The sequence below is a fragment of the Pseudoxanthomonas sp. LH2527 genome (genome assembly GCF_022539275.1).
GTDB lineage: Bacteria > Pseudomonadota > Gammaproteobacteria > Xanthomonadales > Xanthomonadaceae > Pseudoxanthomonas_A.
In genome coordinates this window covers 1-26,495 of sequence record NZ_JAKZBW010000041.1, presented here as the reverse complement: position 1 = coordinate 26,495, position 26,495 = coordinate 1, and the positions used below count along the sequence as shown (strand labels likewise).

Here is a 26,495-nt window from a genome sequence, read left to right as displayed (position 1 = left end):
TCGGCCTCAGCCGGAGCGAGCACGTGCCAGACGAACGACGTCCATCGGGCGACCTGCTCCGCAGGTCCACGCAGCTACCGGCCCCAAAACAATTCATTCCCTATTCCCCATTCCCCATTCCCGCCCCCCTGCTATCTTTCCCGTCCCCACGGACCGGACACCCCATGAACGAGCTGCAGGACCTCACCGCGCTGATCCGCGCCAACACCCCGCTGATCGTCATCGAGACCCAGGACGAGGGCCGCGTGGTGGACCTGTTCCGGCAGGCCCTGGGCCAGGTGTGGCGGGCGCTGTTCCGCTGGAGCATCACCGAGGGCCTGCGCCGGCTGGACATGGACCGCGAGGACGAGGCCGTCGGCCCGCCCGACGCCAGCGCCGCCCTGCAGGCCATCAAGCAGGCCGAGCAGCGCGGCATCTACCTGCTGCTCGATTTCCACCCCTACCTGGGCTACGCCAGCAGCCAGCGCCAGCTGCGCGACATCCTGCAGCGCCGCCACAGCCTGCCGCACGTGGTGGTGTTGGTCGGGGCGAAGATCGAACTGCCGGCCGAACTGGACGCCCTCGCCGTGCGTTTCAACCCACGCCTGCCCGACGGCGCCGCGCTGCTGAAGATGGTGCGCGAGGAAGCCGACCACTATGCCCGCGAGCACGGCGGCCGCCGCGTCGAAGCCGACGGCGAGGCGGTCAAGCAGATCGTGCGCAACCTGCAGGGCCTGAGCCTGGTCGACGCGCGCCGCATCGCCCGCCAGCTGATCTTCGCCGACGGCGCGCTGACCGCCAGCGACCTGCCGGCGCTGAACAAGCTGAAGTTCGAACTGCTCAACCGCAGCGGCCACCTGCATTACGAATACGACACCGCGAAGTTCGCCGACGTCGCCGGCGCCTCGCGGCTGAAGCGCTGGATCGAGCAGCGCCGCGCGGTGTTCGTAGCCGGCAATCCGCCGCCGGGCCTGGACCTGCCCAAGGGCGTGCTGCTGCTCGGCGTGCAGGGCTGCGGCAAGTCGATGCTGGCCAAGGCCACCGCCGCCGGCTTCGGCGTGCCGCTGCTGCGGCTGGACTTCGGCACGCTGTACGACAAGTACCATGGCGAAACCGAGAAGAACCTGCGCGCCGCGCTGGCCTCGGCCGAACAGCTGGCGCCGTGCGTGCTGTGGATCGACGAGATCGAGAAAGGCCTGGCCAGCGGCGGCAGCGAGGACGGCGGCGTCTCGCGCCGCGTGCTCGGCTACCTGCTCACCTGGATGGCCGAACGCAAGGCCGGTGCCGGCAGCGGACAAGTCTTCCTGGTCGCCACCGCCAACCAGGTGCAGGACCTGCCGCCGGAACTGCTGCGCAAGGGCCGCTTCGACGAGATCTTCTTCGTCGACCTGCCCTCGCCCGACGCCCGCGTCGAGGTGCTGCGCGTGCACCTGGCGCGCCGCGCGCTGGACCCGGAAGCCTTCAACCTGCCCGCACTGGCCGCCGCGGCCAACGGCTTCTCCGGCGCCGAACTGGAACAGGCCATCGTCTCGGCCCTGTACGCCGCCCACGCCGAACAGAAACCGCTCGACACCGACCTCGTCATGCACGAGATCCGCACCACCCGCCCCCTGTCCGTACTGATGGCCGAACAGGTACAGGCCCTGCGCGACTGGGCGCAAGAGCGCACCGTACCCGCCGACTGAGCGCTCCGGCGCCATCGCACCTCCTGTAGGAGCGACGTCAGTCGCGACCGCACGCCTACCAACGCATCTCCGGCGTAGGCGAGATGAAGATCCGCCTCAACCAGGATGAGGTTCTGCCGTTGGAAGAGGCGTTCGTGGGAGCGACGTAAGTCGCGAGCTTTTCGCAGTACCGGTCAGCGAGTAGGACGATCCACTTCACCCACCGCATACGGCAGCCCACGCATGCTGGCGTTCCCACCGAGACACCGCCATGCCCCGCAAGCGCAGCCCCGCACGTGTCCTGGGCACGCAACTGATCGATCTGGGCGCGGCCGCCCCGTCCGTCGTATCGCAACGCCTGTTGCAGATGGCCACCGCCGGTGCCACCCCGTCCGCACGCGACCGCCGCGAATTCACGCGCATGTCCAGCGAGAAGGTTTCTGCAGCCTGGGAATCGTGGGGTGCGATGGCCGGTTACGCCATGCGCTTGAACACGGCCGCCACGCAGACCGCGCTGGCGTTCTGGATGCCGTGGGCCTTCGCCGCCAAGCCACTGCCGTCGGCCGAGGATGCACTGATCTCGATGGCCACCGCCGGCGTGCAGCCCTACCGCCGCATCGCCGTAGCCAACCACCGCCGCCTGAGCAAGCGCGCGCCGCGCCGATGAGCGGCAGGCGCGTGGTGCTGTAGGAGCGACGTCAGTCGCGACCGCACGCCGACACGCCGCATTGGCCCTGACGTACCACCACCACCGACAAACCGACATGCGCCCACCACCACGCACGCCGCCGCACGCGTTGTCAGCGCACGTCCGCGTGAGGAAGCTTCACTGCGGCCGCCTCGACCTGCACACACGACGTTTCATAACCATGAAGGGGTAACGCCCTGATCTGCCCGGCGAGCGCCGCCGGGTCGTCCGTGGCGGCAACGGCATTGGCGATCGAATGGATGGCGCTGGAGTAGCACTGCCCCGCGGTGAATTGCTCGGAGAACGCGCCCAGCCAGAAGAAGAACGGCGCAGCCAGGACGATCGCCACCAGCCCCAGCCACGCGCCCCTTCTGTTCACACCGCGCGAGGCCAGCAGGAACACCGCCGCCATGACGCAGAAACCGATCGGCAGGATGAACAATAGGATGGCGGTCATGGTGCGCTGAAGCCTCGTGCGTTACCAAACTTTTTAGTGAACAGGACGCGTATCACGATCAGTCGCGTCCCGTCCACCACCGCGTGCAACGGATGAACGCGATGTGCAGCACCATCGGCAGCAAGCCGAACACCACCACGCAGAACACGATGGACGCCAGGAGGAACAGGGCTCCATCCATCAGCTGCAAGGACACCGGTCGTATCTGATCGCCTGCGAAGATCCCGGTAGGAGCAAGCAACACGCCCACCAACAGCGGCACCAGTCCGATGACGGCGCCAACAACGCCCGTTGCGATGAGCGTCTGCCTGAGCTGGCGGCGCTTCCACGCCACGTGTCGTGCATCGTCCGTCATCGTCTCAGGCCGGGATCGTCATCCACTTCGCCGCCGCCAGCATGGCGACGACCAGCACGATCAAACTTGCAAGGCTCAGTTTGACGAACGCGTCATCACGCCGCTGTGCGAACGCAAGGAACAGGAACATGGCCGGTGCCGCTAGGTCCATGACGGTCTCGATGGCATGCCAGTACACCCAGATGTGCCCCACCGCGACGGTGAGCAGCGCGACCACGAAATACGCGGCCCGGGCCGGTACCGAAAAGAAGACGGCGTCATGCAGATAGCGGGACATGGGCTTCGCTCCTGTTACGAAACAGGGTTCAGATTACCCTTCTTCCCGGAGATACGATTCCGCCATGCGGTCCGACTCCGGCAGCGGATACATGGCGCGCGATCAGGCCACATCCGCCAGCGGCCCGTGACGGTACCGGAGGATGAGCCGCTTGATGCCCGAGCTGCCGAAGATCAGCCAGGCGGCGAGCACCAGTTCCGCCACCGTGGTGACGACACTGGCGATCTGCTCGTAACCCCACGGGACGTACGCCGCGCCCACCTGGCGGGACAGCAGGAACAGCGTGGCCCAGTACAGCGCGTCCGGCAGTGCATAGGCCAACACCCAGACGCCCAGCAGGGTCAGCCCGACCGAGAGCGCCACCGAGCCGCTCATCGCGGTCTCGGAGCGCGGCTCGCGCATCGCAGGCAGCAGCTTTCTGGCGATGGTGAGCGGGAAGAACCAGAGCACCGCGCACACGGACAGGCTGCCCGCCAACACCACGCCGACCAGCACCAGCGAGAGTCGCGGTTCCGGCTGATCGAGCAGCGCCATCGCGCTCGGAAATGAACGCGCCACGGTCACCAGCAGGAACACCGCGAAAATGCGTACTGCAACGGCAACGAAATCTTCCCTGGCCATGCTGGTGTTCCCCCTTGGTTGTGGTGCTTCGACAGACCTTTGTTAACTCAGATGAGTTGAGCCGACGGCGACTCACCCCATTCTTCTCGCTTGACTCAATGGTTAGATCTGCACAAACGAATCAATGCCAGTGAGGCCGAATGATTGCATAGCCGATGCAAGAACTGCTCCGCAAAGAACAATCGGATTAGCCTCATTATTTGAACCGAAATGCCAGTCGGAAAAACCCAGTTCATTCTCCGGAAAGTCGACGGAGGATCCAAGAATGATTCGGGTGCAACCCACAACATCCAAGTAGCGGCCGCATCCTCCGCATAGTCTCGAACGCGTCGTGCCCATAGCAGCGTAATCCAAGGGAACAGGCTTGCTGCATTTGAGATGGTAGAAACCTGGCGTGGCTGGAAGACTGCCGAAATGCATATTGGAGCCACCAAGTGACTGGTAGACGACCCGAAAACGGTCGCTGACGATGATTGCGCCGTCATAGCAGCAAGACACATCGAAGTATCGTTTGCGTAGCCGAAACATCGCACTGGTGAAATCCAAGGCTGTGCGATAGCCGCAGGTGCCGCAAGTGGGCACACCACTGGCCTCGTCAACACGATCGCATGAACCAGTCATGTGCGATCCATTGTCCTTGAGCAGTAGCTGGAAGATCACGATAGGGGCCAGACGAAATCTAATGAGTTGGACAAGTTTCTTTGGACCCTGCCATCAAGCGGACCCTGCAGACGGGCCTGATCAGCTGGTACTTGCATAACCGTCCAGCTCGCCCGCCACATGCGCACCGATCTCCCGGGTGTTCTTTACGAACTCCGCCTCCAGGTCGATGCCGCATTTGTCGGCGAGGACCAGAATCGACCACAGGCAGTCCGACAGTTCATGGCCGAGCTTCGCCTTGTGGTCGTCGATGGTCCGGACGCCCGCCTCGGCCTGGATGAGCTTGGCCAGATCGCCCACGTCCCCCACGAAGCCCAGCGCAAGTTCCTGCGTCGTCCAGACCCGGCCATAACGCAGGGTCTCGAGCTGTTCGTACAGCGCGTTCAACTGGAGTGCCGCCTTTTCGAGATCGCTGAAGTTCACCTGTTCTCCCTTGTCGTCCCGGGTCTTTCCGGGTTGCTTGCTGGTTCGGTAGCGCCTCTCAATTAGCCGGTATCCCGCTAACCCGCGCTCCGGTAGAAGAAAACACCCGCAATCACCACGTCATAGCTCGGATCCTGAAGCTTCGAGGGAATGAACGAGGACGCCGGGTCGAGGATGAAGACGCCCCGCTGCTCGACGAAGAACTCATACGTGATGATGTAGAGGCCTTCATCATTTCGGTAGACCCTCTTGGGCTTCAACTCTGCCACGGCTTGGGGCCAATTCGACGACGGTATCTCGCCTTCCGGGTAATCAAGCAGTACGTCGCGCACAGCGACCAAGCGGTCGGCGTGATCGCGTGGAAGCGACGACGTACAGCCAGTGAAGGCCATGGACAGCAGCAGCAGGCAAAGCCACGAAAGTGGCCGCGTCGCATTTCGTGCTTGAGCCATGGATGGGAACCGTAAATATGGAGGCTGGGTGAGCAGGGTGCGCCTCCACTCACGCCACACGCTGCGGCTCATCGCGCCGAGACCGGCATGAAGAACTCGACCTTGCCGCACGACTCGCAGACGAAGGTGTCGAACGATTCCCGGTTTACGAACAGTTCGCCCAGCTCTCCGAACAGGAAGGGCCAGGCCCTGGTTCCCTCATGAAGCTTCAGTTGTCCGGCGGGCTTCATTGCCGAATGGCAGCGCAGGCAGGCTGACGGCGGGTAGGCCGACGTCGTTGGGCCCTCGCTCCCTGCCGGGCTTGGCCTGTTTTCCGAATCGTATCCGCATTGGGTGCAGACCACCCACGCACTCGAGACCTGTTGTCCGCATGTCGGACAAATCCATTTGGTCATTGATGAGCTCCATGACGATTGGGCCCGGTTTCCGGGATGATGACGCGGATGGTCATCAAGGGGCAGGTCCGCGTCAAGGAACCGAAAGCAACCTCGTAGGATGGGTTGAGCCGCAGGCGATACCCATCACGCGGAAGAAAACCCAGGAACGAAGCGTCCGGCGTGGCGTTGCTCAAACAGAGTTCTCGACGACGACGACCGAAGCGATGGGTATCGCCTGCGGCTCAACCCATCCTACGCGCTGCCCAACGGCTTCGATTTGGACAAATTGTTGGACCCCGCCGCAAGGATGTCTCGAAGACTCTCAACTGACAATGGCTCGCCGTCTCTGATGTGAAGCATTGCATGACAGTTTGGACAAACGGGGACTAGGTCCTTGGTTGGATCAACAACGTGTGATTCCCGTACATGGGACAGAGGTGTGATGTGGTGTACGTGGATGAATCCTTGCCCGAGCTCGCCGTATGTCTCACCGAAGTCCAGGCCACAGACTTGGCATCGAGTGCCGTAGTGATTGAGGCAAGCGCTTCGCGCAGCTGGATCTCTCTCATAAGTCGACAAAGTCAGCTCGACAACGCTGCCCTCAATCAGTGCTTCTGGCTTTCGCGTAAGCGCTGCGGGTGAGTAGAAGTTTGGCGCAGTTTGCCGGGAGCTGCTGGAGATTGCCTTGATGTCTGCCTCGCTGATGGGCGAGGCAGAGTCGATGGATAGGACGGAAATGTTCCTCCATGGCGCCTTGAACTGCCGGGCCCAACCAAGTTGGTCTCCGAGCTCGCCGGTTGGATCGTTGATCTTGTGGATGAGGCGGCCGGAGTAGCAGGTTGTGCCACAAATAATCTTTACCGAATCGTTGACCGAAAGCTGTGGCGTTGCGCGAACACCAAAGTCCCAGAAGTTGAGTTCGCGGTGATGCTCAATATGGGAAAGAGATGCCCTGACCGATTCGGATTTGATCTTTGCTAGGAGCGGTAAGATAGCAACACGCTTGTCCAAGGTCCGCGCGGCATTTGGCACCGCTGAGGTGTAGATCTTAAAAAACTCCACATTGATCTCCAGTGGGGTCTGACGCCTGGACTAAGCAAGCAGGTAGGATGGGTTGAACCGCAGGCGATACCCATCGCGGTCAAGTCCCGTTGTGGGAAGCCTCGATGTGAGCATGCAGTGCCCGACACTTGGCTGCCGATCGGCTGGCCGGCTTCAGTGTGATGGGTATCGCCTACGGTTCAACCCATCCTACGCCCCTTGCCTTGGCGGCGTTTGCCATCATTGCTCAATCCGGATCGCGACCGTCTCGTCGTTCAAGCAACCGCTGGTCTGCGTGACCTTTCGCTCCGGCATCCCCTGCACTCGGACAATCAGTACGCGGTCCGATTCCCAGCGCAGTTCGACATGCTGCTCTAGCTCAAAACGCACACTCGCAACACCTGTGCCCGGATCGCCGCACTTCGCTGTGCTGACGTCGGGTTCCGGGCCGACGACCTCGACTTCGACCAACCCATAGAAGCCGGTATTGGTCAGGCAGCCGTACTTGCCTGCCTTGGCGACGTATTTCCCGCTCGGGGACCGCACCTCTGTCAGTACCTCGTCCTTGCACAGCACGCACGCTGACAAGAGCACCGGTGCAATCACGGCGGCCATCCGCAAGCAGAGGCCCGGTCTGCGTGAGCTGGAATGCCTACTCATCGCTTGGCCTTCCTTCGGGCGAGGGAGTCGACGCCCGATCTGCACGTCTTCTCGGCCTGGCAAACCGCGCCCCCAACAGCCTCAGCTGCTCGTCCACGCCTTCGCGCGCGCCCACCGCCTTGAGCACGGCGTAGATCGCCAGCGTGCTGGTCATCACGTCGCTGCCGAGGGCTGTTTCCGTGTCGGCCAGGCGCTGGTGCAGGTGGGCGATGCGCAGGCGCCAGGGGCGCAGCTGGTCCATCGCCTCCAGGTCGCGGGTGCAGCCGTCGAGGTCGAAGTCGCGCGGCATCAGGCCGGCGTGTTGCTGCGCCGCCTGCAGCGCCCGCAGGCAGAAACCGCGCGAGGTGTTGCCCATCTTGGTGATGCGCTGGCGCTGCCGGGGCGTGAGTGCGCTCAGTTCGGTCAGGCGCGCATCCAGCGTGTCCAGCGCGCGTTCGATATCGGCCACGGCTTCGGCCGCGAAGTGAATGTCCACCAGGTTCTGACGCATCGTCGCTCCTTGATTGATTCCCTGTCAGGGTCCGCCGCGGTCCTGCGGCGTGCACAGGCTAACGCGTCGTGCACGGCGATGCGTGTGCGCCGCAATAATGTGAGAGCGCCGTGTGCGATGCCGCACCGCCGGCCTCTCAAACCCGGCGCGTCGTGTCACGAACACAGGCGTTCGCGTGGCGTACCCCGCACACGATGTTCCCGACACCCTCCACCGCGTCCGCATCTCCACGGTCCGAGTTCGGAACCCGGCACGCCGCGTCCATCGCCTCACACACCGCATCGCGAACACGAGCCTCCGCGTCCACACCCCGAACGTCCGCGTTCCTCTCTCGGACCACCAACGCCCGAACCCCACGCCTCGCGTCGCCGACCCGCAGCGCCGCCTTCGCTGCCCCGCATCCCGGGTCGAACACCTCGCGTGCGGGGTACGCAACACCGCGCACCACGCCGGCGACACGGCGTGCGGAGAAGAACACCCAATGCCTGCGGATGAACACGCGGCATGTCGGCACACCGACCCGATGCACCGCACACCGGACCCGGCCGCAGCACCGCCCCACCCGACCATCCGCGGTTGCACCCCCGCGCAGGCATCTGGGATGCTCTCGGTTCGACGCACAGGACACTCGACCGCCGCCCGCGCCCCGACCCACCGGTCGGGAACCCTGGCGGGCCGGGGCGGTCGACCACCACGAGGGAACGAAGGGGACACGATGATCGAGTTGCAGGGCGTACAGCGGCACTACGCCATGAGTGGACAGACCGTGCGGGCCCTGGCCGGGGTGGACCTGCACATCGGACAGGGCGAATTCGTCGCCATCACCGGCGCCTCGGGCTCGGGCAAGTCCAGCCTGCTGAACATCCTGGGCTGCCTGGACCACCCCAGCAGCGGCACCTACCGGTTCGAGGGCCGCGACGTGGCCAGCTTCGACGACGAGGCCAGCAGCGACCTGCGCAACCGCCGCATCGGCTTCGTGTTCCAGAGCTTCCACCTGCTGCCGCGGCTGACCGTGCTGGAGAACGTGCTGCTGCCGCTGCGCTTCCACCGCCAGCCGCCGCCCGGCACGCACGAGCGCGCGCTCACCCTGCTCGACCGCGTCGGCCTGGCCGAACGCCGCGACCACCGCCCCAGCGAACTCTCCGGCGGGCAGATGCAGCGCGCCGCCATCGCCCGCGCCCTGCTGCTGCAACCGGCGCTGCTGCTGGCCGACGAGCCCACCGGCAACCTCGACTCGAAGAGCGCCGCCGACGTGCTGGCGCTGATCGACGAAGTGCATGCCGGCGGCCAGACCGTGGTGCTGGTGACCCACGACAACGACATCGCCGGGCGCGCGCCGCGCCAGGTGAAGCTGCGCGACGGCAAGGTGGAATCCGATGCGCTCCAGTAAGTCCATCCTGATGGCCCTGGTCCTGGCCGCCGCTCCCGCGCACGCCGTGGTGCTGACCGGCGAAGTGCGCGCGATCGACGCGCAGCAGATCCTCACCCCGCAGTCGAACAGCGCGCCGGTGGTGATCCGCTACTACGTGCCCGAGGGCGAACGGGTGAAGAAGGGCGAGGTGGTGCTGCGCATCGACCCCGGCCAGTCCGCCAGCCGCATTCCCGACCTGGAAGCGCAGATCGAACAGGGCCGCGCCAAGGACGCCAAGGACGTGGCCGAACTGCAGGTCAAGGCGGTGCAGGCCGAGATGGCGCTGGTGGAAGCCGAGGCGGAACTGGCCGCCGCGAAGCTGGACGCCACCATTCCGCGCGACCTGATCTCCGGCCTGGACTACGACCGCCACCAGGGCGAACTGGACCGCACCACCCGCGAGGTCGCGCTGAAGCGCAAGGACCTGGCTGCCGCCAACGCCGCCGTGCAGCGGCGCGTGCAGGACGGCCGCCTGCAGATCGAGAAACTGGTGCTGCAGCGCGACTACCACGCCGCCCTCGTGCGTACGTCGGAAGTGGTCGCCGACCGCGACGGCGTGGTCGTGCACGGCTTCAACAACAACTGGATCGGCGGCCGCATCGACGAAGGCTCCTCGACCATGCCCGGCAGCAAGGCCGGCGAAGTGGTCAGCAGCGGCCGCATGAACGTACGCGCCTGGGCGCTGGAACCGGACCGTCGCGGCCTGGCCGTCGGCCAGCCGGTGACGCTGGCGTTCGATGCGGTGCCGGGGCGCAAGGTGACCGGCCGCATCGCCTTCATCTCCGGCGCGCCCGAGCGGCGCCCGGAATGGGGCGAAGGCCGCTATTTCACCCTCGACATCACCCTCGACGCGCACACGCTGGCCCTGATGCCGGGCATGAGCGTGCGCGTGATCGCGACCCCGGCGCAGGCGCCGGCCGGCCAGGGGAAGGCGCCATGAACCCGCGTGTCTGCATGCTTTCGCTGGCGCTGCTGGCGGCCCTGCCGGTGGCGCACGCCGCCACCCTGCGCGTGGATGGCGAGGTCTACGCGCAGCGCAGCGTGCAGCTGGTGCCGCCGGCGGTGGACCGCCTGTGGCAGTTCAACCTGACCCGGCTGGCGCCCGACGGCAGCACGGTAAAGAAGGGCGAGATCGTGGTCGCCTTCGACACCAACGAACTGGTGCGCCAGCTGGCCGAGAAGCAGAGCCTGCTGCAGGAAAAGAAGCGCGAGCTGGAAAACCTCACGCTCGACGTGGCCGAGCGCGAGCGCAGCCAGCGCCTGGCCACCGCCGAGGCCGAGGCCGAGCGCGACAAGGCCGCCCGCAAGACCCAGCAGCCGCGCGAACTGATCGCCGCGCTGGACTACGACAAGCTGGTGGAGGACCGCCGCCGCACCGAGCGCCTGGCCGTGCTGGCACAGCAGGCCGAGCGCGCCGCCGCCGAACAGCGCCTGCAGGAACTGCGCCTGGTGACGGCGGAACTGCAACAGGCGCAGGCCGACGTCACCCGCCTGCAGACCTCGATCGCCGCGCTCACCCTGCCCGCGCCGCGCGACGGCGTGATCATGCACAAGAGCAACTGGAACGGCGAGAAGTTCGACGTCGGTTCGCAGGTCTGGCGCGGCCAGACCGTGGCCGAGATCCCCGATCCCGCCACGCTGGCCGTGCGTGCGCAGCTGCCCGAGCGCGACCTGCAACGGGTCAAGGAAGGCGTGCGCGCGCGCATCGTGGTGGAAGGCGGCGGCGGCAGCGCGTATCACGGCAAGGTGGCCGGCATCGGCCGCGCGGTGCGCAGCAAGTCGCAGGTGCAGCCGGTGCCGGTGCTCGACCTGGAGATCCGGCTGGACGATGCGAAAGCCAAGCTGCGTCCCGGCCAGGCGGTGCGCGTGGAACTGACCGTGCCCGATATCGCCGGAGGAGCGAAATGATCCCGCGGATGCGATGGGCCGCGCTGCTGAGCGTCGGCATGCTGCTGGCCGCCTGCGGCAGCGACGAGATGCCGGTGGCCAGCGAGACCGTGGCGCAGGGACCGTTGACCCTCAGCGTGCGCGGCGAAGGCGAACTGCGTTCGGCCAAGCCCACGCCGCTGAACGTGCCCGGCAAGAACTGGGCGCAGCGGCAGGTGGAGTGGATGCTGCCGGAAGGCAGCCTGGTGAAGAAGGGCGACGTGCTGGCCCGCTTCGTCTCGCCCGAGGGCGAACAGCAGCTGGCGCAGGCGATGATCGACCTGCAGCGCAACGCACTGGCGCGCGCGGCCAAGGAGAGCGGGCTGGATTCGGCGCAGGGCCGCGTGGAAGTGGACCTGTCGCGGGTGGCCGTGCAGCTGGGCATCGCCCAGCGCTACGCCGATGCCGACCTGAGCACGGTGGCGCGCAACCAGGTGCTGGATGCGATCGAGGACAAGGAATACCTGCAGGTGCGGCAGGGCGTGCTGCAATGGCAGCGCGACCAGTCCGGCGTACGTGGCGGCGCCGAACTGGCGGTGCTGGATGCGCAGCGCGCCACCTTCGACATGAACGCCAGGACGCGCAAGGACGATCTGGAAGCGCTGGAACTGCGCGCGCCCAACGACGGCGTGCTGCTGCTCGCGGCCAACTGGTCGGGCGACAAGCCCACGGTCGGCGCCAACCTGCGCGCGGGCTTCGAGTTCGGCAGCCTGCCGGACACCTCGGCGATGGAAGTGGAGATCGACCTGCCGCAGATCGAGGCGCAGGGCGTGCAGGCCGGCGATGCGGTGGTGCTGCATCCGCTGGGCCGTCCGGACCAGCGCATCGACAGCACGCTGTCGTGGGTGGCCAGCGCCGCCAAGGTGCGCAACCGCGAGAGCCCGGTGAAGTTCCTGTCGATGCGCGCGCCGATTCCGGCCGACGCGATCGAACGCTTCCGGCTGATCCCCGGCCAGCGCTTCGCCGCCTCGGTGGTGCTGCTCGATGCCAAGGACGCGATGGCGGTACCGAACGTGGCCATCGAACAGCGCGACGACCGCCACTGGGTGCAGGTCAGGCAGGGCAACGACTACGTGGCGCGCGAAGTGAAGCTCGGCGTGCGCGGCACCGCGCGTTCGCAGGTGCTGTCGGGCCTGAAGCCGGGCGACCAGGTGCGGCTGTCGCAGGTGGAGGTGCCCGCGCCCGGCGACGACGGCAAGGACACGGACAAGAACGACGCCGAGGGCGAAGACGCCGCCACCGATGACGCAGAAGGAAAGATCGCATGACCGGCCTGTTCAACCGCCTGCCCACGGTCTGGCGCGAAGCGGTGGAGGAACTGTGGCGGCGCCGCCTGCGCACGCTGCTGACGCTGCTGGGCATGATCTTCGGCGTGGGCGCGATCGTGGCGATGCAGGCGGTGGGCGAAGGCAGCCGGCGCGAAGCGCTGCGGCTGGTGGAAGGCCTGGGCCTGCACAACCTGATCGCCGAGGCCAAGGCGCAGGACGAGGACACGCTGAAGGAAACCCGCGAGCGCAGCCTGGGCCTGACCGTCGCCGATGCCGATGCGGCGTTGAGCGTGGTGCCCGGCGCGGAACGCCACGCCGCCGAGAAGCAGGTGCGCACGCACACGGTGTTCAGCGATACCGGCCGCAGCGATGCGCAGGCCAGCGGCGTCAGCGCCAACTGGTTTGAGCTTTCGTCGCTGAAGATCGCGCAGGGCCGCGCGTTCACCGCTGAGGATGAAGCCGCATTGGCAGCGGTGGCGGTGCTCGGCCATCAGGCGGCGGCCGACCTGTTCCCGAAAGGTAATGCGGTGGGCGGCCTGGTCAAGGTCAACCATGTCTGGCTGGAAGTGATCGGCGTGCTGGCCGACCGCGACCTGGGCCAGGACGATTTCGAGGGCGTGCAGCTGGGTTCGGAGAGCAACCGCATCTACGCACCGCTGGCCAGCGTGCGCGCGCGCTTCCGCTTCCAGCCGCAGGAAGACGAGGTGGACCGCTTCCTGCTGCGCCTCGACGATCCGCAGCGCCTGGCCGCCGGGGCCGGCGTGCTGTCGGCGGTGCTCGACCAGCGCCACGCCGGCATGGCGGACTACCAGTTGATCGTGCCGCAGCAGCTGTTCCAGCAGCATCAGCAGACGCAGCGCATCTTCCAGATCGTGATGGGCGCGATCGCAGGCGTCAGCCTGCTGGTCGGCGGCATCGGCATCATGAACATCATGCTGGCCAACGTGCTGGAGCGGCGCCGCGAGATCGGCCTGCTGCGTGCGCTGGGCGCGCGGCGGCGGGACGTGATCGCGCAGTTCCTGCGCGAGGCCACGGTCATCTGCATTGCAGGCGCGGGACTGGGCCTGGTGTTCGGCGGCGTGCTGGCCTACCTGATCGCCACCTTCGCCGGCTGGCAGGTCGCGTGGGCGCCGCTGCCGATCCTGCTGTCGGCCGGCTTCTGCGCCGTGGTCGGCCTGGGCTTCGGCGTGTATCCCGCACGACAGGCCGCGCAGCTCGACCCCATCGCAGCGTTGCGGCATGACTGAGGCAAGACATTCGTCGGGAAGGTAGCCCGGGTAAGGCTGAAAGCCGCACCCGGGGCGCATGCACTCTCGTCGCGGCCCCCGGATGCGCTGCGCTTATCCGGGCTACGGTTCGCGAACCCATCGCGGCGTTGCGGCACGACCGAGGCAATGCATCCGTCGGGAACGTAGCCCGGGTAAGGCTGAAAGCCGCACCCGGGGGCGCATGCACTCCCGTCACGGACCCCGGATGCGCTGCGCTTATCCGGGCTACGGTTCTTACCCACCTATTGGCTAGCGGGTTGGCGGCACGCCCACCAGGCGGACCTGCGACACCTCGATCGGCTCGGGCGAGGCAATGCCTGCATCCAGGCGAAGCACGGGGCCGACGACGCCCACCGGCGTACCACCGACAAACCGGTAGTTGCGCACGGCCGTGATCCGGTATCCGCGCCCCAGGTAGAGCTGGGTGCCGCTGTTGGGCGGCGGCGTGAAGTCCGGACTGCGCCGCGCGTGCGGGGGTGGCGCGCCAGCGAGAATCGCGCAGAAGTCGCTGGCGGCATTGGACAGTGTCTCTCTGTCATCGGGCGACATGTCCTCCCAGGCCAGATCGCGGAAGGGTTCGCACCCCTGCTCGATGCTTTGATACGGCATCTCACGCGAGCACGCGGCCAGGCCGAGAACAATGAGGCCGGTCGCGACTTTCACGATGGCTGTCGACACCAGCACGCGATCACGCCGCGAAGCGTCAGCGTGCGTCATGGGGCCTCACTCCCCAGCAAGGGCTGATTGCTGCGAAACCACTCCGATGCTGCCGGCTCCCACGGCCATACGCCCGAGGTGGTCGGCCAGATGAGTTGCACGGCCTCGAAATCGGGGCCGTCGTGCAACCAGCAGGCGGACCGCATGTAGGCGGCGCGATGCTCGCGTGCGACCGGGCCAAATTGAACGGCGAATCCGTCGAGGAAACCCAGGTAAAGGACACCGGGCTGGAAGCGCTCGTCCGCCTGGCACCGCCGGTTGTACTCGTTGACCATCCAGTGCGCCAGCTTGGCGTTGAGTCCGACAACGATGATCTCCGGCGCGCCGGATGATCTGGCGATGCCGATGGAGTACGAGAACGGCGGCTCCTTCTCGTCCGGGTCGAAGACGGAGGTGACGCTGCAACCGTGCTGTTCGATGTGCTGGAGGATGTTGCGCTCGTACTGTTCCATTGGCTCGTCAAGGCTTGAATAGAGGCTTGCGGCGAAGTGTCTTCGCTTCATGAATTGTTGGACACACGCATTACTAGGCAAGGCTCTTCAAGCAAGCGCAGGTCATCCGACCAGCCTGTACGAAGAAGCGCTGCCCCGATCAAGGAGTAAACCCCATTTTCACACGTGATCGCGTTACCGCTCATTGGGTCCGGGAGAACGCGGAGGAAAGCCTCGGCCCCGAGCTTTGCGTCAGCTGTATGACTATCACCCTTGGCCTTGCCAGTGACGAACGCCTCCCACAGAAACAACCCAGATTCTGAATTAGAGAACTCGTGCCAAGACAGAAAAGACGGGGTGACCTGCGTCAGCTGCCGCTTGATCTCTTGAAGCACCCAAGTAGTCTGCACCAGACCCGTAGCAAGCGAACCGCAGCCCGCTCCAGCACTCCAAGGGCGACGCCCTTCGCCAAGGCGCGCGCTAGTGAGGCGTCGCTCATCATCGCGCAGAGGTACGAACAACGGACATTCAAACCCAAGGGCAACCGGCTTGCCGGAGTCCAGCGCAGCGCTAACGTGTCCAGCGAGCGTTGACGGCGCGGTGCCGCTTTCTCCGAGAGACGACCACCAGCCGAAGTTTCCTTTCGCCACCGCCCCGACATCCGCGCAGACAATGACAATGTCTTTCTTGTAGCCTTGCACCCTAGTCAAGCGGACTCCGCGAAGTGGTTTATGTTTGAATGAATCTTTAAACGGCTTCCGCCTCACCACCAGAACCAGAGTCGAAGACTGCCCTTGCCGATAGCGTAGTCCCCCCGACCTTCTGGAATGCCGGCGATGCCTTCGCGAAGCGCCTGGAGCCAAGTAGAGCCCACCTCGATTGCAGCCGGATCCAGGTCAGGAGGAAAAGACCACTGATCCGCGACCGGGGAAAGCGTAAACCGCAGCTTTTCCGGAGCGACCCAAGTAGCTTGGCCACGCATGTTGTTTGGCACGCCAAGCTGGGCTTTCGTCGGCGCAGTGATGGCAATGGAGCGGGAGCCAGCTCCGTCAGCAGCCAATGCGTCGAGCAGTGTCAGGAGTGACTGGCACCCGACACGATCTGCATTGAGATGCCACCCCGGATAGTTCCGCTCGTTCTCGGTGTATCGCCAGATCGAGATGCGGCCGGATTGTTTCCAAGCGTTCGCCGATTGCATCTCGAGCCGCCTCACGACTGAACTATGCCGCTCCACGAAGGGGCTTCGGCTTGAATGAATTGCTAGGCAACGTGCGGCTCAATCTCTGCAATTGCAGATTGCACTGTGTCAACAAGCATAATTCGAGTGCCGCTTGCCTCTAGCTGATCTAAGTATTCACGCGCACCTTGCAAGGTATGCTTCTCGCCACGGCGCTCCGCCAGTATCTTGTCAAAAATTTCTCGAAGTCTCTCGGGGATCAGGACGAACTGCTCCGAGAACTCAGGCCGACAGCCAACCCCGACAGAAACAATGCGTGAAACTGGACGAGGGAACTTGCCTTTAACGCCAGAAAGAACACTGTGGTGTGTCGTGATGTTGCGAAGCGCTTTGAGAAAAAGAAAAGACTTTATTGAACGCAAGTTTTTGCGAGCGCTCTCATCTACCATTTCTTCAACTGAAACAAGACAGAACAAGAGAGAATCAAAGTAGGCCGTGAGCAAAAACAGGCCGTAGTTTACCTCTGCATTGCGTGCAGACTTGAACTGCTCAAAGAGGTATTTCGCCTCGGTGAATCGAAGCAATGGCGCGCTCATTTCGGCAAATTCACCTGCAGCGATCCTACTCATGCTGCCTAATCCCTAGCAGACCCCATCCCCGGGGTGGTGATACCGATGTTCATCTCCCGCGCAGCACGCGTCAAGGCGGACGATGCGATACCGCACAAGGATCTTGGGTGACCTGCAGGGACGCACGAAGCGCAAGCGCCACGGGGATACCTCGCCCGTGGGGCATCACACCCAACCTGCGGCAACGGCCAACTCAACCCCCCACCCCAATCTCCACCGCCGTCCCACTAACCCGCACCCCCTCGCTTACATCCACCGGCACCTCCACCCGCAACACACTCGGCCGCCCGAGATCGTGCCCCTGGTGGATGGTGAACCTGCGGTCATCGGGCAGTAGATCCTGCGATGCCAGATACGCACCCAACGCGGCGGCCGCGGCTCCGGTCGCCGGGTCTTCCACCACGCCGCCGGGCGGGAACGGATTGCGTGCGTGCAGCGTGTGCGCGTCTTCGCGCCACACCAGGTTGATGGTGGTCCAGCCACGTGCGGCCATGAGCGCGGCGAGCGCATCGAAGTCGTAGTGCAGATCGGCGAGACGCGCGCGTGAGGCGGCGGCGATGACCGGATGCCATGCGCCCGCATACGCCAGCGCCGGGGGCAGTGCGGGATCGAGGTCGTCGTGGCGCCAATCCAGCGTCGCGAGCACTGCATCGAGATCGGCGGACGACAACGCATCGACGCGCGGCGCCACGCTAGTCAGCGTGGCGACGAAGCCGGCATCGACGGTGACCCGCACAGGCCCGGCCTGCGTGTGCAGCAGCACGTCGCCGGCACCGTGCGCGTGCGCGCGCGCGCGGGCGACCATCGCCGCGATGGTGGCGTGCCCGCAGAAACTCACTTCGGCCAGCGGACTGAAATAGCGCACATCGAGATCGCCGTCCGTGCGCGGCGACAGGAAGGCGGTTTCCGAATAGCCCACCCCGGCGGCGATGCGCTGCATGGCCTCGGTCGACAGCCCGCGCGCATCCAGCACTACGCCGGCGGGATTGCCGCCGTGCGGGTTGGTGGTGAAGGCGCTGTAGCGCAACACGGCAGTGGTCATGGCGTTTCTCCGGCGACGGCGACGGGCGGATCGAGGCGCACCACCAGGTAGCGCAGGAAGAACTGCGTCAGCGGGCCCACGCCGAACGCGAACAGCACAGTGCCGACACCGGCGACGCCGCCGAGCAGCATGCCGATGATCAGCACGGTGACTTCGATCAGCGTGCGGATGCGGCGGATCGACCAGCCGGTACGACGCGCGAGTCCCGTCATCAAACCGTCGCGCGGACCCGGCCCCAGCTGCGCGCCGATGTACAGCGCCGTGGCGATCGCGCACAGCACCACACCGGCGACCAGGTAGGCGCTGCGCAACGGCAGGCCCTCCGGCGTGCCGAGCAGGGCCAGGTTGAGATCGGCGAACGGCCCCAGCAGCAGCGTGTTGGCGAGCGTGCCCACGCCCGGCATCTGCCGCAGCGGAATCCACGCCAGCAGCACGCCAACGGCGGTGAGCACCATGACCATGCCGAACGACAGCGGCACGTGCTGCGATACGCCCAGGTGGAACACGTCCCACGGCGAGGCGCCGACCGCGCCTTCGATCATCAGCGCGATGGCCAGGCCGTACAGCCACAGGCCGACCAGCAGGCGCAGCAGGCGTTCCGGCAGGCGGCCGGCTTTCAGTTGGGCGAGGGGACCGAGATTGGCGAGGCCGGTAGGCGTGGGGTGCGGTTTCATGGGGCCACGATCCCTGCAATTGGCCCTTTTCTCCAGAGCCAATCCTGCGATAGTGGCCCCATGGAACGCTCACTGGCCCCCGATCGCCTCGCCACGCTGGTCGGCGACTTCCCGCGCACGCCGGCCTATCGCGGCCTGCGCCAGACGCTGCAGGAACTGATTGGCGACGGCCGCATTCCCCAGGGCACGCGACTGCCCAGCGAGCGCGCGGTCACCCGGGCGCTGGGCGTGTCGCGCAATACCGTGACCCGCGCGTACGCGGATCTGGTGGCGGCCGGCTTCGCCACCGCCCGCCAGGGCGCCGGCACCTACGCCACCGTGCCCATCGACCGCCGCCGCGCGCACGACCATGCGCTGCACAGCGTGGACAGCGCGCAAACGGCGGAAGGGGTGATCGACCTCAACTGCGCGGCCGGTGCGGCCACGCCCGGCGTTGCGGCAGCCTATGCGCGCGCCATGGAGGCGTTGCCCGCCTACCTGGCCAGCGACGGCTACCTGCCGTCGGGATTGCCGGCGCTGCGCGCACGCGTTGCGGCGGGCTACACGCAGCGCGGCTTGCCGACGGTGGCGGAACAGATCGTCATCACCTCGGGTGCGCTGTCGGCGACCGCGATCATCGCGCGTGCGCTGACGCGGCCGGGCGACCGGGTGATGATCGAATCGCCGGTGTACTCGAACGCGATCGAAGCGCTGCGGCTCGGCGGCGGACGCCTGGTCAGTGCGCCGCTGGCCGATGCGCTGGGCGACGAAGGCTGGGACCTGGCGGCGATCGAGGCGACGCTGCGGCAGACCGCGCCGCGCATCGCCTATCTGATTCCGGATTTCCAGAACCCCACCGGGTTCCTGATGGACGACGCGCAACGCGCCCGCTATGCCGCCGCCCTGCACGCCACGCGCACGGTGGCGATCGTCGACGAGACGCTGCAGTCCACCGGGCTGACCGACGTGGCCATGCCGGCGCCGTTCGCATCGCATGCGCCGGACACCTACACCGTCGGCAGCGCCTCGAAGCTGTGCTGGGGCGGCCTGCGTGTGGGCTGGATCCGCGCACCGCGCGAAGCGGTGGACCGCCTGATCGCCGCGCGCGTGCAGATGGACCTGGGCAGCTCGCTGTTCGACCAGCTGGTGGTGACCGAGATGCTGGATGCCGACGACGTGCTGTCCACACGCCGCGAGCAGCTGCGGCAACGTCGCGACGCACTGGCTGGCGCCCTGCGCGACCACCTGCCCGACTGGCGTTTCCGCCTGCCCGAGGGCGGCATGTCGCTATGGGTGCGGATGCCGCACGGCAGCGCGACGCAACTCGCCGTGGACGCGGAGCGCCACGGCGTGATGCTGGCGCCGGGGCCGGTCTTCAGCGTGGAGGGCGGTGCCGACCAGTGGCTGCGGATTCCGTTCGCGCGACCGGAGGAGCAGCTGGTGCAGGCGGTGCGGGTGATGGCGGAGACGTGGTCGGCACGCCCGCAGGAGGCCGGCACGTCGCCGCGACGCGGAACGCGGCTGATCGCGTGATGCCGGCGGCGTAGCGCCCCCGCGGCCGGCCGCTCAGCGGTCGGCGTCGTCCGCGCGCGCCTTGCCGCGCGACACCCGCCGCTCCATCCACGCCAGCACCGACAGCACGGCCAGCGTCAGCAGCGTGGCCAGCAGCGCCAGCCAGCCATGGCCGAAGCCGACCGCCACGCCGATCACCGCCACCATCAGCAGCGACGCAGCGGTAGTGATGCCGGCGATGGTGCGGCCGCGCTGCGCGATCATGGTGCCGGCGCCGATGAAGGCGACGCCGGCGATCACCGCCTCCACCAGCCGGAACGGATCGATCTGCACCCGCTCTTCGTTGTGCTGCGCCTGCGCCAGCATCATCTCGCCCATGCCGGTGAGCATGGCGGCGGCCGCGGCGACCAGCGTATGCGTGCGGAAGCCGGCGGGCCGGTCCTTGATCTCGCGTTCCAGGCCGATCAGGCCGCCCAGCAGCATCGCGAAGGCGATGCGCGCGACCACCCACAGCTGCGATTCCCATCCCTCGAACATGGCGTGACCTCCGCCGCCGATGCTTCCACCGGCGCGGTCAACGCGATGCGAAGGCGGTCAGGGGGTGCTGGTCAGCAGGGCGCGGTAATCCGGGTTTTCCGGTTGCCAGCCAGCGGGCGGTTCGCCGGCGATGCCGTTGGCCTGCAGTTGATGGCGCATGGCGGCGAGTTCGCCCTCGCGGAGGAAGACGTCGACGTAATCGGCCGGAAGCTGTCGTGCTGTCGCAGGACGTCGGTACAGCTGCATGACGTTTTCGTACACCCAGGCGAACTGGCGCAGGCGCTCGCGGGCGGCGGCGCGTTCGGCATCGGTATCGGCCCACCGCACCAGCTGCGGCAACGAGATGATGGGCGTGATCAGCATGGATGTATCGGCAGCCATCAGCGTGTAGATACGTTTGCAGGTGGATCGCGCATCGGCCGGCAATTCACCGATCTGCGGCCGGCATCGCTGCGTGATCGGCGACAGACTCGGGATGGCGATGGCGGCATTGATGGCCATGACCGCCACATCCGCCATGTCCTGCGCCGTGGCGGCCCGGCCGATCCCGAAGTCTTCGCCCATCGCGGCTGCCAATGCGGGATCCAAGGTTGGAACCGGCACCTGTCGCAGTGTGGTGGCCATCAGCAGGCCGACATCACTGAAGTGCCCGCGGTAGTGGGTGGCGTTGGCGGCGGCCTGCCAGTACCGCTCGGCGGCGGCTGTGTCCTTGCGCTCGACGGCGTCGTGATAGGCGGCGAGCAGGACTTCGGCGTTGCCGGGATCGGCGGTCATCAGGCGTTGCAGCAACCGTCCGCGGTCGCAGCGGACGCCGTTCTTCGGGCAGGCATTCAGCAGCGCCCAGTCGACAAGCGGATCTTCGCCGGTGGACGCGGCGTAGGCGGCCTCGATCCATGCACCGGACTGGGCCCAGGCGCGTGCCTGGATGTCCGCATCGTCGCCACTCCGCGGCCACAGCCAGCCGGCGACCAGCAGGTCACGCGAAGTGCCGCGCGCGGCGACGGTGCGCAGATGCGCTTCGACATTCGCACGCCAGGCGTCGTGCCAGGCCTGGCTGGCCGCCGCCAGCTGCGGATCGGATTCGACCCGGCCCGGCACCTCCGGGGGCGGCCCCTCCTGTGCGATGGACGGCGATGCCGCCCACACCGACGCCATCACCACCAGCCACGTACCGATCTGCATTGCCTTGCGCATTGCCCACTCCTGTCGGGAACTGCGGCCACGTTCGCACGAACGCCGCGCCCTGCGCCAGCGACCTCTGCCTCTGGCATTCCCGCGGCTTTCAACAGACGCACGTCTGGTCAGACGTGAAGCGCTTCTCAGCGGCCGAATGGTCGGTGAGCCGATGTCCCCCGCTTGCCGTGGCATAAAGTCGCTGGGTCCCCGCTTTCGCGGGGACGACGGCGGTTGTTGGGGCCGTCGCTAGAGCACCAGCCGTCCCACCACCCACGCCCACAGCGGCAGCGTCACCAGCGACAGCAGGATGCCGTAGCCGACCAGGGCCGCCGCGAGCCGCGGCGCAAGCTGGTGCGCGATGGCCAGCGCGGCGGCGGTGATCATCGGCGGCATGGCCGATTCCAGCACGTTCGCCTGCAGCATCTCCCCGCGCATGCCGAACGCCAGCGACAGCGGCACGGCGAGCGCCGGCATCACCAGCAGGCGCAGCAGCAGGCCGACGGCGAGCGGCTTGAGTTCATCGCGCGGCAGCTTCAGCTGCAGGGTCAGGCCGACCGCCAGCATCACCAGCGGCAGCATGGCATCGGCGAGCTTCTGCAGCGCCGAGCCGATCCATGCCGGTGGCTGTTCCGGCATCAGCGTCAGGCCGAACAGCAGCGCCCACACCGGCGGGAACTTCAGGATGCGCAGACCGATCTCGCGGGCGTTTGGTGGCGCATCGCCGCCATAACGCGCCAGCACGTACAGGCCAAAGGTCGACAGCAGGATGAAGGTGCCGAACTGGTCGTACACCACCGCATACGGCAGCGCCTGCTCGCCCAGCAGCGCGCGCACCATCGGGTAGCCGATGAAACTGCTGTTGCACAACGCCACGCACAGCAGCAGCACGGCGTGCTCGTCGCGGCGGAACTTCAGCACGCGCGTGGCCATTGCGACCAGCGCGACGGTGGCCACGGTCAACAGCCAGGGCGTGACGATCACGCCGGCGAGCGAGATATCCAGGCGCAGCCGCGGCACGTAGGTCAACACCGCCGCCGGCAGGCAGACGTACAGCACCACGCGGTTGAGCACGTCGGCGGCGTTGTCCGGAAACACGCGCAGGCGCGCGAACAGCATGCCGAGCAGCAGCAGGGTCAGGATCAGGGCGAAGGCATCGAATGCCATGGTGCAACGGGCGCGGCGTGGGGAGGGCAGGATCGCATAGCGGTGCGCGACGCGCCGTCGGACCTTCGTCGCAGGCGATCAACACCGTCATGCCTTGCTCGTCACCCCGGCGCAGGCCGGGGCCCAGTGACGCTTCTTGCTCCATGGGGAACGTCGCTGGGTGACCGGCCATTCGGCCGTTGTGAAGCGCTTCCGGCCTGCACCGGAATGACGGAACGTGGGGGCCGACATCCTCTTTCGCACCCAGGGCTTATCATGTCGCCATGACCCATCCCGCCTTCCCCACCGCGTCCGCCCCGATCACCCTCGACGGTCCCGACGGCCCGCTGGAAGCCCATGTCGACTGGCCGGAAGACGGCGAGCCGGTCGCGCCGCTGACCGCCGTGGTCTGCCATCCGCTGCCCACCGAGGGCGGCACGATGCACAACAAGGTCGTGGTGATGGCCGCGCGCAGCTTGCGCGAGCTTGGCGCGGTGACGGTGCGCTTCAACTTCCGCGGCACCGGCGCGTCGGGCGGCCTGTTCGACCATGGCGATGGCGAAGTGGAGGATCTGCGCGCGGTGGTGCAGTGGGTGCGCGAACAGCGGCCCGGCACGCAGCTGTGGCTGGCCGGTTTCAGCTTCGGCGCGTACGTGTCGTTGCGCGCGACCGAATCGCTGCAGCCCGATGCGCTGCTGTCGATCGCCCCGCCCGCCGGCCGCTGGGATTTCGCCGCGATCACCGCACCGACCTGTCCGTGGCTGGTGATCCAGGGCGAACAGGACGAGATCGTCGAACCGCAGGCGGTCTATGACTGGATCGACAGTCTGAAGCAGCCGCCGGAACTGATCCGCATGCCGGAGACCAGCCACTTCTTCCACCGCAAGCTGATGGACCTGCGCGGCGCCATCAAGCACGCGATGAAAGGCTACGTGCCGGCGTGATGGCGGACGAGGCGAACAACACGGCGCCGACGCCGTCGCAGGTGTACGCGCGCGGCGCCGCGCAGGGCCAGTGGCAGGACGATCCCGCGCAGCATCCGGCGTTGGCCGAGCTCGACCGCATCCACGCCGCGCTGCTGGCGGACGAGGGCACGCCCGGGCTGTTCGGCCGGTTGTTCGGCAAGCCGCCCGAGACGGTGAAGGGCCTGTACTACTGGGGCGAGGTGGGACGCGGCAAGACCTTCCTGGTGGACCTGTTCTACGACAACCTGCCGCTGCCCACGTATTCGGTGTCGCAGAACAAGGCCCATGGCGAAGGCGGCGGCAAGTACCGCACCCACTTCCACCGCTTCATGCGCGGCGTGCACGAGCGCCTGCGCCTGCACGCGGGCGAGAGCGATCCGCTGGCGAAGATCGTGCGCGAGGCGCGCGGCAAGCTGCGCGTGCTGGTGCTGGACGAATTCTTCGTCACCGACATCGGCGATGCGATGCTGCTGGCGCGGCTGCTGGAACGCATGTTCGCCGAAGGCATCGCGCTGGTGACCACGTCGAACACCGCGCCGGAGAACCTGTACAAGGACGGCCTGCAGCGCGCGGGCTTCCTGCCGGCCATCGAGCTGCTGCAACAGCACTGCGTGGTGCTGCGCTCTGACGGGCAGGAGGATTACCGCCTGCGTGCGCTGACCCGCTCGCCGGTCTACCGCACGCCGCTGGACGGTGCCGCCGACGACTGGCTGGCGATGCGCTGGCGCGAACTCAGCGGCGGCGAAGCGGCACACGGCGGCAACATCGAGATCGACAGCCGCAAGATTCCGGTGCGCGGCCGCGGCAAGAGCATCGCCTGGTTCGATTTCGCCGCGCTGTGCGAGGGACCGCGCGGGACGACGGACTACATCGAGGTCGCGCACGAGTTCAACACCGTGTTGCTGGGCGGCATTCCGACGTTCGACCGCATGAACGAGGACGCGGCGCGCCGCTTCGTCAACCTGATCGACGAGCTGTACGACCGCCACGTCAACCTGGTCTGCACCGCCGCCGCCGCGCCGACCGCGCTGTACGACGGTACGCGACTGCAGGGCGCGTTCGAGCGCACGGCCTCGCGCCTGATCGAGATGCAGAGCGCCGAGTACCTGGCCACGCCGCACAAGGCCTGAGCGCATGGCGAACGTGCCCGTTGCGATCGCCGACGCACTGCAGCTGACCATCGACGAGGGCGGCCGCGTCTGCGTGCTGACCGGCGCCGGCATTTCCGCGGAAAGTGGCATTCCCACCTTCCGCGGCACGCACGACAGCCTGTGGTCGCGCTTCGATCCGATGCGGTTGGCGACCGCCGAGGCGTGGCGCGAGGATCCTGCGCTCGTGTGGGGCTGGTATCGCTGGCGGATGCAGTTGGTGCGTGATGCACAGCCGAATGCGGGGCACCGCGCACTGGCCGATCTCGCTGAGCGTATCCCGCTGTCGCTGGTCACCCAGAACGTGGACGACTTGCACGAGCGCGCCGGCAGCGTCGTCGACGCGCACGTGCATGGCAGCCTGTTCGCGCTGCGCTGCTTTGCCTGCGGATGCGCGCATGAGGGCGTGCTCGACGATTACGTGGACGGTGCGCGACGCGTCGAACCTATGCGGTGCGTCAGCTGCGGCGACCGCATCCGCCCGGGCGTGGTGTGGTTCGGCGAAGCGCTGCCGGACGATGCCTGGGACGCAGCCACCGACGCGGCCACGCACTGCACATTGATGCTGGTGGTGGGTACCTCGGGACTGGTGTATCCGGCGGCGGGGTTGCCCGCTGTCGCACGACGTCAGGGCGCCATCGTCATCGAGATCAATCCGGAGCCGACCGCGTTGTCCGCGGACGCCGACCATGTGTGGCGCGCGACGGCGGCGGTGGCGTTGCCTTTGTTGGCGCGTTAGGGATTGCGCCTTTCCTTCTCACCGCGCGCGGGGAGAAAGTGGCCGGAGAGCCTGTCCCGTACTTTTGCGGGGATCGGATGAGAGGCGAGCGCGGTATCGGCGCGTACGTAGCTTTGAGGTTCACCGTCATGCCTGTTGCGACGGCAGCGGCGCGCATGCAACAAGACTCCGTTCGCCCCTCACCCGCCTTCGGCACCCTCTCCCCGCTGGCGCAGGGAGAGGGGAGTTCACCCACAGCGCCGCCAGGTCGATGTTCCTTCTCCCCGCTTGCGGGGAGAAGGTGCCCGGAGGGCGGATGAGGGGCGCTCTTGGCGCAGACGCTTCCGACTCCAATGCACCACTGTCGATGAAGCCCTGAACGACCTCGACGAACATGGACCACCGACTCCGTTCGCCCCTCACCCGCCTTCGGCACCCTTATCTCTTGGCGATCTGCCAGATTAGATGCCGAGAGCCGGCGTGGTCGAGCGTCACACCTTGGATGCTACGACCGCGGGAGAGCAAGCTCGCCACGCCGGAATCTCCCTGCACACGCCCGAACAGTTGCTCGAGTAGGCGCTCGTAACGATAAGGCTGGGCCGCATGGGAGGACTCTCGACCCTGGCAGCT

32 protein-coding genes are annotated in these 26,495 nt (G+C 66.8%); 11 read left to right on the top strand and 21 right to left on the bottom strand.

The genetic code is table 11. The features are described 5' to 3' along the window. Positions 1-164 precede the first annotated feature (164 nt). Complete coding sequence (locus MMG85_RS17430) at positions 165-1,664, top strand: AAA family ATPase (RefSeq protein ID WP_241047189.1); 1,500 nt, start codon at positions 165-167, stop codon at positions 1,662-1,664. 250 nt (positions 1,665-1,914) lie between these two features. Further along, positions 1,915-2,310 (top strand): hypothetical protein, encoded by a 396-nt coding sequence (locus MMG85_RS17425; RefSeq protein WP_241047188.1) that lies wholly within the window; start codon positions 1,915-1,917, stop codon positions 2,308-2,310. Positions 2,311-2,443: 133 nt separating this feature from the next. On the opposite strand, the gene MMG85_RS17420 is transcribed toward MMG85_RS17425, so the two are convergent. From MMG85_RS17420 to MMG85_RS17370, 11 genes are all read right to left on the bottom strand, one after another. Then, positions 2,444-2,788, bottom strand: coding sequence for a hypothetical protein (locus MMG85_RS17420; RefSeq protein WP_241047187.1), 345 nt, complete (start codon positions 2,786-2,788; stop codon positions 2,444-2,446). A 58-nt stretch (positions 2,789-2,846) separates the two neighbouring features. Then, entirely contained in the window at positions 2,847-3,122 is a 276-nt protein-coding gene (locus tag MMG85_RS17415) for a hypothetical protein (RefSeq protein ID WP_241047186.1), read from the bottom strand. 25 nt (positions 3,123-3,147) lie between these two features. Then, positions 3,148-3,420 (bottom strand): hypothetical protein, encoded by a 273-nt coding sequence (locus tag MMG85_RS17410; RefSeq protein ID WP_241047185.1) that lies wholly within the window; start codon positions 3,418-3,420, stop codon positions 3,148-3,150. Between the two features lie 102 nt (positions 3,421-3,522). After that, positions 3,523-4,041 carry a hypothetical protein gene (locus MMG85_RS17405; protein WP_241047184.1) on the bottom strand — a complete coding sequence of 173 codons (519 nt, stop codon included), beginning with the start codon at positions 4,039-4,041 and terminating at the stop codon, positions 3,523-3,525. Between the two features lie 102 nt (positions 4,042-4,143). Further along, complete coding sequence (locus tag MMG85_RS17400; protein WP_241047183.1) at positions 4,144-4,662, bottom strand: hypothetical protein; 519 nt, start codon at positions 4,660-4,662, stop codon at positions 4,144-4,146. 120 nt (positions 4,663-4,782) lie between these two features. Beyond that, a complete protein-coding gene (locus MMG85_RS17395) occupies positions 4,783-5,124 on the bottom strand; it encodes a nucleotide pyrophosphohydrolase (RefSeq protein ID WP_241047182.1) in 342 nt (113 codons plus the stop codon). Between the two features lie 77 nt (positions 5,125-5,201). Further along, positions 5,202-5,576, bottom strand: coding sequence for a hypothetical protein (locus MMG85_RS17390; protein ID WP_241047181.1), 375 nt, complete (start codon positions 5,574-5,576; stop codon positions 5,202-5,204). 68 nt (positions 5,577-5,644) lie between these two features. Beyond that, the gene (locus tag MMG85_RS17385; RefSeq protein ID WP_241047180.1) at positions 5,645-5,806 is read right to left on the bottom strand and encodes a hypothetical protein; all 162 of its coding nucleotides are present in this window, start codon (positions 5,804-5,806) and stop codon (positions 5,645-5,647) included. Positions 5,807-6,205: 399 nt separating this feature from the next. After that, entirely contained in the window at positions 6,206-6,985 is a 780-nt protein-coding gene (locus MMG85_RS18555) for an HNH endonuclease (RefSeq protein WP_241047190.1), read from the bottom strand. 249 nt (positions 6,986-7,234) lie between these two features. Then, positions 7,235-7,609 carry a hypothetical protein gene (locus MMG85_RS17375; protein ID WP_241047179.1) on the bottom strand — a complete coding sequence of 125 codons (375 nt, stop codon included), beginning with the start codon at positions 7,607-7,609 and terminating at the stop codon, positions 7,235-7,237. A 37-nt stretch (positions 7,610-7,646) separates the two neighbouring features. Further along, the gene (locus tag MMG85_RS17370; protein ID WP_241047178.1) at positions 7,647-8,144 is read right to left on the bottom strand and encodes a hypothetical protein; all 498 of its coding nucleotides are present in this window, start codon (positions 8,142-8,144) and stop codon (positions 7,647-7,649) included. A gap of 715 nt (positions 8,145-8,859) precedes the next feature. On the opposite strand from MMG85_RS17370, the gene MMG85_RS17365 reads away from it, so the two are divergent. The 5 genes from MMG85_RS17365 to MMG85_RS17345 are packed head-to-tail and all read left to right on the top strand — an operon-like array spanning position 8,860 to position 13,996. After that, positions 8,860-9,534 carry an ABC transporter ATP-binding protein gene (locus MMG85_RS17365; RefSeq protein ID WP_241047177.1) on the top strand — a complete coding sequence of 225 codons (675 nt, stop codon included), beginning with the start codon at positions 8,860-8,862 and terminating at the stop codon, positions 9,532-9,534. Then, positions 9,521-10,495 carry an HlyD family efflux transporter periplasmic adaptor subunit gene (locus tag MMG85_RS17360; RefSeq protein ID WP_241047176.1) on the top strand — a complete coding sequence of 325 codons (975 nt, stop codon included), beginning with the start codon at positions 9,521-9,523 and terminating at the stop codon, positions 10,493-10,495. Before MMG85_RS17365 ends, MMG85_RS17360 begins: the two co-directional genes overlap by 14 nt. After that, positions 10,492-11,463, top strand: coding sequence for an HlyD family efflux transporter periplasmic adaptor subunit (locus tag MMG85_RS17355; protein WP_241047175.1), 972 nt, complete (start codon positions 10,492-10,494; stop codon positions 11,461-11,463). Before MMG85_RS17360 ends, MMG85_RS17355 begins: the two co-directional genes overlap by 4 nt. Next, a complete protein-coding gene (locus tag MMG85_RS17350; protein WP_241047174.1) occupies positions 11,460-12,749 on the top strand; it encodes a hypothetical protein in 1,290 nt (429 codons plus the stop codon). Before MMG85_RS17355 ends, MMG85_RS17350 begins: the two co-directional genes overlap by 4 nt. Then, positions 12,746-13,996, top strand: a complete 1,251-nt coding sequence (locus MMG85_RS17345) for an ABC transporter permease (RefSeq protein WP_241047173.1) — start codon at positions 12,746-12,748, stop codon at positions 13,994-13,996. Before MMG85_RS17350 ends, MMG85_RS17345 begins: the two co-directional genes overlap by 4 nt. Before the next feature lie 270 nt (positions 13,997-14,266). Here MMG85_RS17345 and MMG85_RS17340 read toward each other — a convergent pair whose 3' ends face one another. The 7 genes from MMG85_RS17340 to MMG85_RS17310 all read right to left on the bottom strand — a co-directional run bounded on the left by MMG85_RS17340 (position 14,267) and on the right by MMG85_RS17310 (position 18,687). Next, on the bottom strand, positions 14,267-14,734 hold the full coding sequence (locus MMG85_RS17340; RefSeq protein WP_241047172.1) for a hypothetical protein: 468 nt from the start codon (positions 14,732-14,734) through the stop codon (positions 14,267-14,269). Then, on the bottom strand, positions 14,731-15,237 hold the full coding sequence (locus MMG85_RS17335; protein WP_241047171.1) for a DUF4262 domain-containing protein: 507 nt from the start codon (positions 15,235-15,237) through the stop codon (positions 14,731-14,733). Before MMG85_RS17335 ends, MMG85_RS17340 begins: the two co-directional genes overlap by 4 nt. Then, a complete protein-coding gene (locus MMG85_RS17330) occupies positions 15,234-15,866 on the bottom strand; it encodes a hypothetical protein (RefSeq protein ID WP_241047170.1) in 633 nt (210 codons plus the stop codon). Before MMG85_RS17330 ends, MMG85_RS17335 begins: the two co-directional genes overlap by 4 nt. Before the next feature lie 62 nt (positions 15,867-15,928). Next, positions 15,929-16,363 (bottom strand): hypothetical protein, encoded by a 435-nt coding sequence (locus MMG85_RS17325; RefSeq protein ID WP_241047169.1) that lies wholly within the window; start codon positions 16,361-16,363, stop codon positions 15,929-15,931. Positions 16,364-16,425: 62 nt separating this feature from the next. Then, positions 16,426-16,971 carry a hypothetical protein gene (locus MMG85_RS17320; protein ID WP_241047168.1) on the bottom strand — a complete coding sequence of 182 codons (546 nt, stop codon included), beginning with the start codon at positions 16,969-16,971 and terminating at the stop codon, positions 16,426-16,428. A 193-nt stretch (positions 16,972-17,164) separates the two neighbouring features. Further along, on the bottom strand, positions 17,165-18,013 hold the full coding sequence (locus MMG85_RS17315; protein WP_241047167.1) for a PhzF family phenazine biosynthesis isomerase: 849 nt from the start codon (positions 18,011-18,013) through the stop codon (positions 17,165-17,167). Next, positions 18,010-18,687, bottom strand: coding sequence for a hypothetical protein (locus MMG85_RS17310; RefSeq protein WP_241047166.1), 678 nt, complete (start codon positions 18,685-18,687; stop codon positions 18,010-18,012). The genes MMG85_RS17315 and MMG85_RS17310 overlap by 4 nt, the downstream gene beginning before the upstream one ends. 60 nt (positions 18,688-18,747) lie before the next feature. Here MMG85_RS17310 and MMG85_RS17305 point away from each other — a divergent pair, with 60 nt between their 5' ends. After that, positions 18,748-20,199, top strand: a complete 1,452-nt coding sequence (locus tag MMG85_RS17305) for a PLP-dependent aminotransferase family protein (protein ID WP_241047165.1) — start codon at positions 18,748-18,750, stop codon at positions 20,197-20,199. 33 nt (positions 20,200-20,232) lie between these two features. On the opposite strand, the gene MMG85_RS17300 is transcribed toward MMG85_RS17305, so the two are convergent. From MMG85_RS17300 to MMG85_RS17290, 3 genes are all read right to left on the bottom strand, one after another. Beyond that, a complete protein-coding gene (locus tag MMG85_RS17300; protein ID WP_241047164.1) occupies positions 20,233-20,715 on the bottom strand; it encodes an MgtC/SapB family protein in 483 nt (160 codons plus the stop codon). A gap of 57 nt (positions 20,716-20,772) precedes the next feature. Further along, positions 20,773-21,909: a hypothetical protein gene (locus tag MMG85_RS17295; protein WP_241047163.1), complete on the bottom strand. Its 1,137-nt coding sequence runs from the start codon at positions 21,907-21,909 to the stop codon at positions 20,773-20,775. A gap of 228 nt (positions 21,910-22,137) precedes the next feature. Then, positions 22,138-23,055, bottom strand: coding sequence for an AEC family transporter (locus MMG85_RS17290; protein ID WP_241047162.1), 918 nt, complete (start codon positions 23,053-23,055; stop codon positions 22,138-22,140). Between the two features lie 263 nt (positions 23,056-23,318). Between MMG85_RS17290 and MMG85_RS17285 the strand changes: the two genes are divergently transcribed. Genes MMG85_RS17285 through MMG85_RS17275 form a run of 3 tightly spaced genes read left to right on the top strand, consistent with a single transcriptional unit; the run spans position 23,319 to position 25,886 of the window. Then, on the top strand, positions 23,319-23,978 hold the full coding sequence (locus MMG85_RS17285) for an alpha/beta fold hydrolase (protein WP_241047161.1): 660 nt from the start codon (positions 23,319-23,321) through the stop codon (positions 23,976-23,978). Continuing rightward, entirely contained in the window at positions 23,978-25,129 is a 1,152-nt protein-coding gene (gene zapE / locus MMG85_RS17280) for a cell division protein ZapE (protein ID WP_241047160.1), read from the top strand. The genes MMG85_RS17285 and zapE overlap by 1 nt, the downstream gene beginning before the upstream one ends. A gap of 13 nt (positions 25,130-25,142) precedes the next feature. Continuing rightward, positions 25,143-25,886 carry an NAD-dependent deacylase gene (locus MMG85_RS17275; RefSeq protein ID WP_241047159.1) on the top strand — a complete coding sequence of 248 codons (744 nt, stop codon included), beginning with the start codon at positions 25,143-25,145 and terminating at the stop codon, positions 25,884-25,886. The last annotated feature ends 609 nt before the right edge of the window (positions 25,887-26,495 follow it).

Excerpts from the sequence above, each read along its gene's own strand:
- MMG85_RS17345 (WP_241047173.1), top strand. The coding sequence starts at position 12,746 with ATGACCGGCCTGTTCAACCGCCTGCCCACGGTCTGGCGCGAAGCGGTG.
- MMG85_RS17410 (WP_241047185.1), bottom strand. The coding sequence starts at position 3,420 with ATGTCCCGCTATCTGCATGACGCCGTCTTCTTTTCGGTACCGGCCCGG.
- MMG85_RS17355 (WP_241047175.1), top strand. The coding sequence starts at position 10,492 with ATGAACCCGCGTGTCTGCATGCTTTCGCTGGCGCTGCTGGCGGCCCTG.
- MMG85_RS17310 (WP_241047166.1), bottom strand. The coding sequence starts at position 18,687 with ATGAAACCGCACCCCACGCCTACCGGCCTCGCCAATCTCGGTCCCCTC.
- MMG85_RS17350 (WP_241047174.1), top strand. The coding sequence starts at position 11,460 with ATGATCCCGCGGATGCGATGGGCCGCGCTGCTGAGCGTCGGCATGCTG.
- MMG85_RS17335 (WP_241047171.1), bottom strand. The coding sequence starts at position 15,237 with ATGAAGCGAAGACACTTCGCCGCAAGCCTCTATTCAAGCCTTGACGAG.
- MMG85_RS17370 (WP_241047178.1), bottom strand. The coding sequence starts at position 8,144 with ATGCGTCAGAACCTGGTGGACATTCACTTCGCGGCCGAAGCCGTGGCC.
- MMG85_RS17325 (WP_241047169.1), bottom strand. The coding sequence starts at position 16,363 with ATGCAATCGGCGAACGCTTGGAAACAATCCGGCCGCATCTCGATCTGG.
- MMG85_RS17285 (WP_241047161.1), top strand. The coding sequence starts at position 23,319 with ATGACCCATCCCGCCTTCCCCACCGCGTCCGCCCCGATCACCCTCGAC.
- MMG85_RS17305 (WP_241047165.1), top strand. The coding sequence starts at position 18,748 with ATGGAACGCTCACTGGCCCCCGATCGCCTCGCCACGCTGGTCGGCGAC.
- MMG85_RS17430 (WP_241047189.1), top strand. The coding sequence starts at position 165 with ATGAACGAGCTGCAGGACCTCACCGCGCTGATCCGCGCCAACACCCCG.
- MMG85_RS17390 (WP_241047181.1), bottom strand. The coding sequence starts at position 5,576 with ATGGCTCAAGCACGAAATGCGACGCGGCCACTTTCGTGGCTTTGCCTG.
- MMG85_RS17290 (WP_241047162.1), bottom strand. The coding sequence starts at position 23,055 with ATGGCATTCGATGCCTTCGCCCTGATCCTGACCCTGCTGCTGCTCGGC.
- MMG85_RS17315 (WP_241047167.1), bottom strand. The coding sequence starts at position 18,013 with ATGACCACTGCCGTGTTGCGCTACAGCGCCTTCACCACCAACCCGCAC.
- MMG85_RS17385 (WP_241047180.1), bottom strand. The coding sequence starts at position 5,806 with ATGAAGCCCGCCGGACAACTGAAGCTTCATGAGGGAACCAGGGCCTGG.
- MMG85_RS17365 (WP_241047177.1), top strand. The coding sequence starts at position 8,860 with ATGATCGAGTTGCAGGGCGTACAGCGGCACTACGCCATGAGTGGACAG.
- MMG85_RS17375 (WP_241047179.1), bottom strand. The coding sequence starts at position 7,609 with ATGGCCGCCGTGATTGCACCGGTGCTCTTGTCAGCGTGCGTGCTGTGC.
- MMG85_RS17300 (WP_241047164.1), bottom strand. The coding sequence starts at position 20,715 with ATGTTCGAGGGATGGGAATCGCAGCTGTGGGTGGTCGCGCGCATCGCC.
- MMG85_RS17295 (WP_241047163.1), bottom strand. The coding sequence starts at position 21,909 with ATGCGCAAGGCAATGCAGATCGGTACGTGGCTGGTGGTGATGGCGTCG.
- MMG85_RS17420 (WP_241047187.1), bottom strand. The coding sequence starts at position 2,788 with ATGACCGCCATCCTATTGTTCATCCTGCCGATCGGTTTCTGCGTCATG.
- zapE (WP_241047160.1), top strand. The coding sequence starts at position 23,978 with ATGGCGGACGAGGCGAACAACACGGCGCCGACGCCGTCGCAGGTGTAC.
- MMG85_RS17340 (WP_241047172.1), bottom strand. The coding sequence starts at position 14,734 with ATGACGCACGCTGACGCTTCGCGGCGTGATCGCGTGCTGGTGTCGACA.
- MMG85_RS17400 (WP_241047183.1), bottom strand. The coding sequence starts at position 4,662 with ATGACTGGTTCATGCGATCGTGTTGACGAGGCCAGTGGTGTGCCCACT.
- MMG85_RS17405 (WP_241047184.1), bottom strand. The coding sequence starts at position 4,041 with ATGGCCAGGGAAGATTTCGTTGCCGTTGCAGTACGCATTTTCGCGGTG.
- MMG85_RS17425 (WP_241047188.1), top strand. The coding sequence starts at position 1,915 with ATGCCCCGCAAGCGCAGCCCCGCACGTGTCCTGGGCACGCAACTGATC.
- MMG85_RS17320 (WP_241047168.1), bottom strand. The coding sequence starts at position 16,971 with ATGAGTAGGATCGCTGCAGGTGAATTTGCCGAAATGAGCGCGCCATTG.
- MMG85_RS17360 (WP_241047176.1), top strand. The coding sequence starts at position 9,521 with ATGCGCTCCAGTAAGTCCATCCTGATGGCCCTGGTCCTGGCCGCCGCT.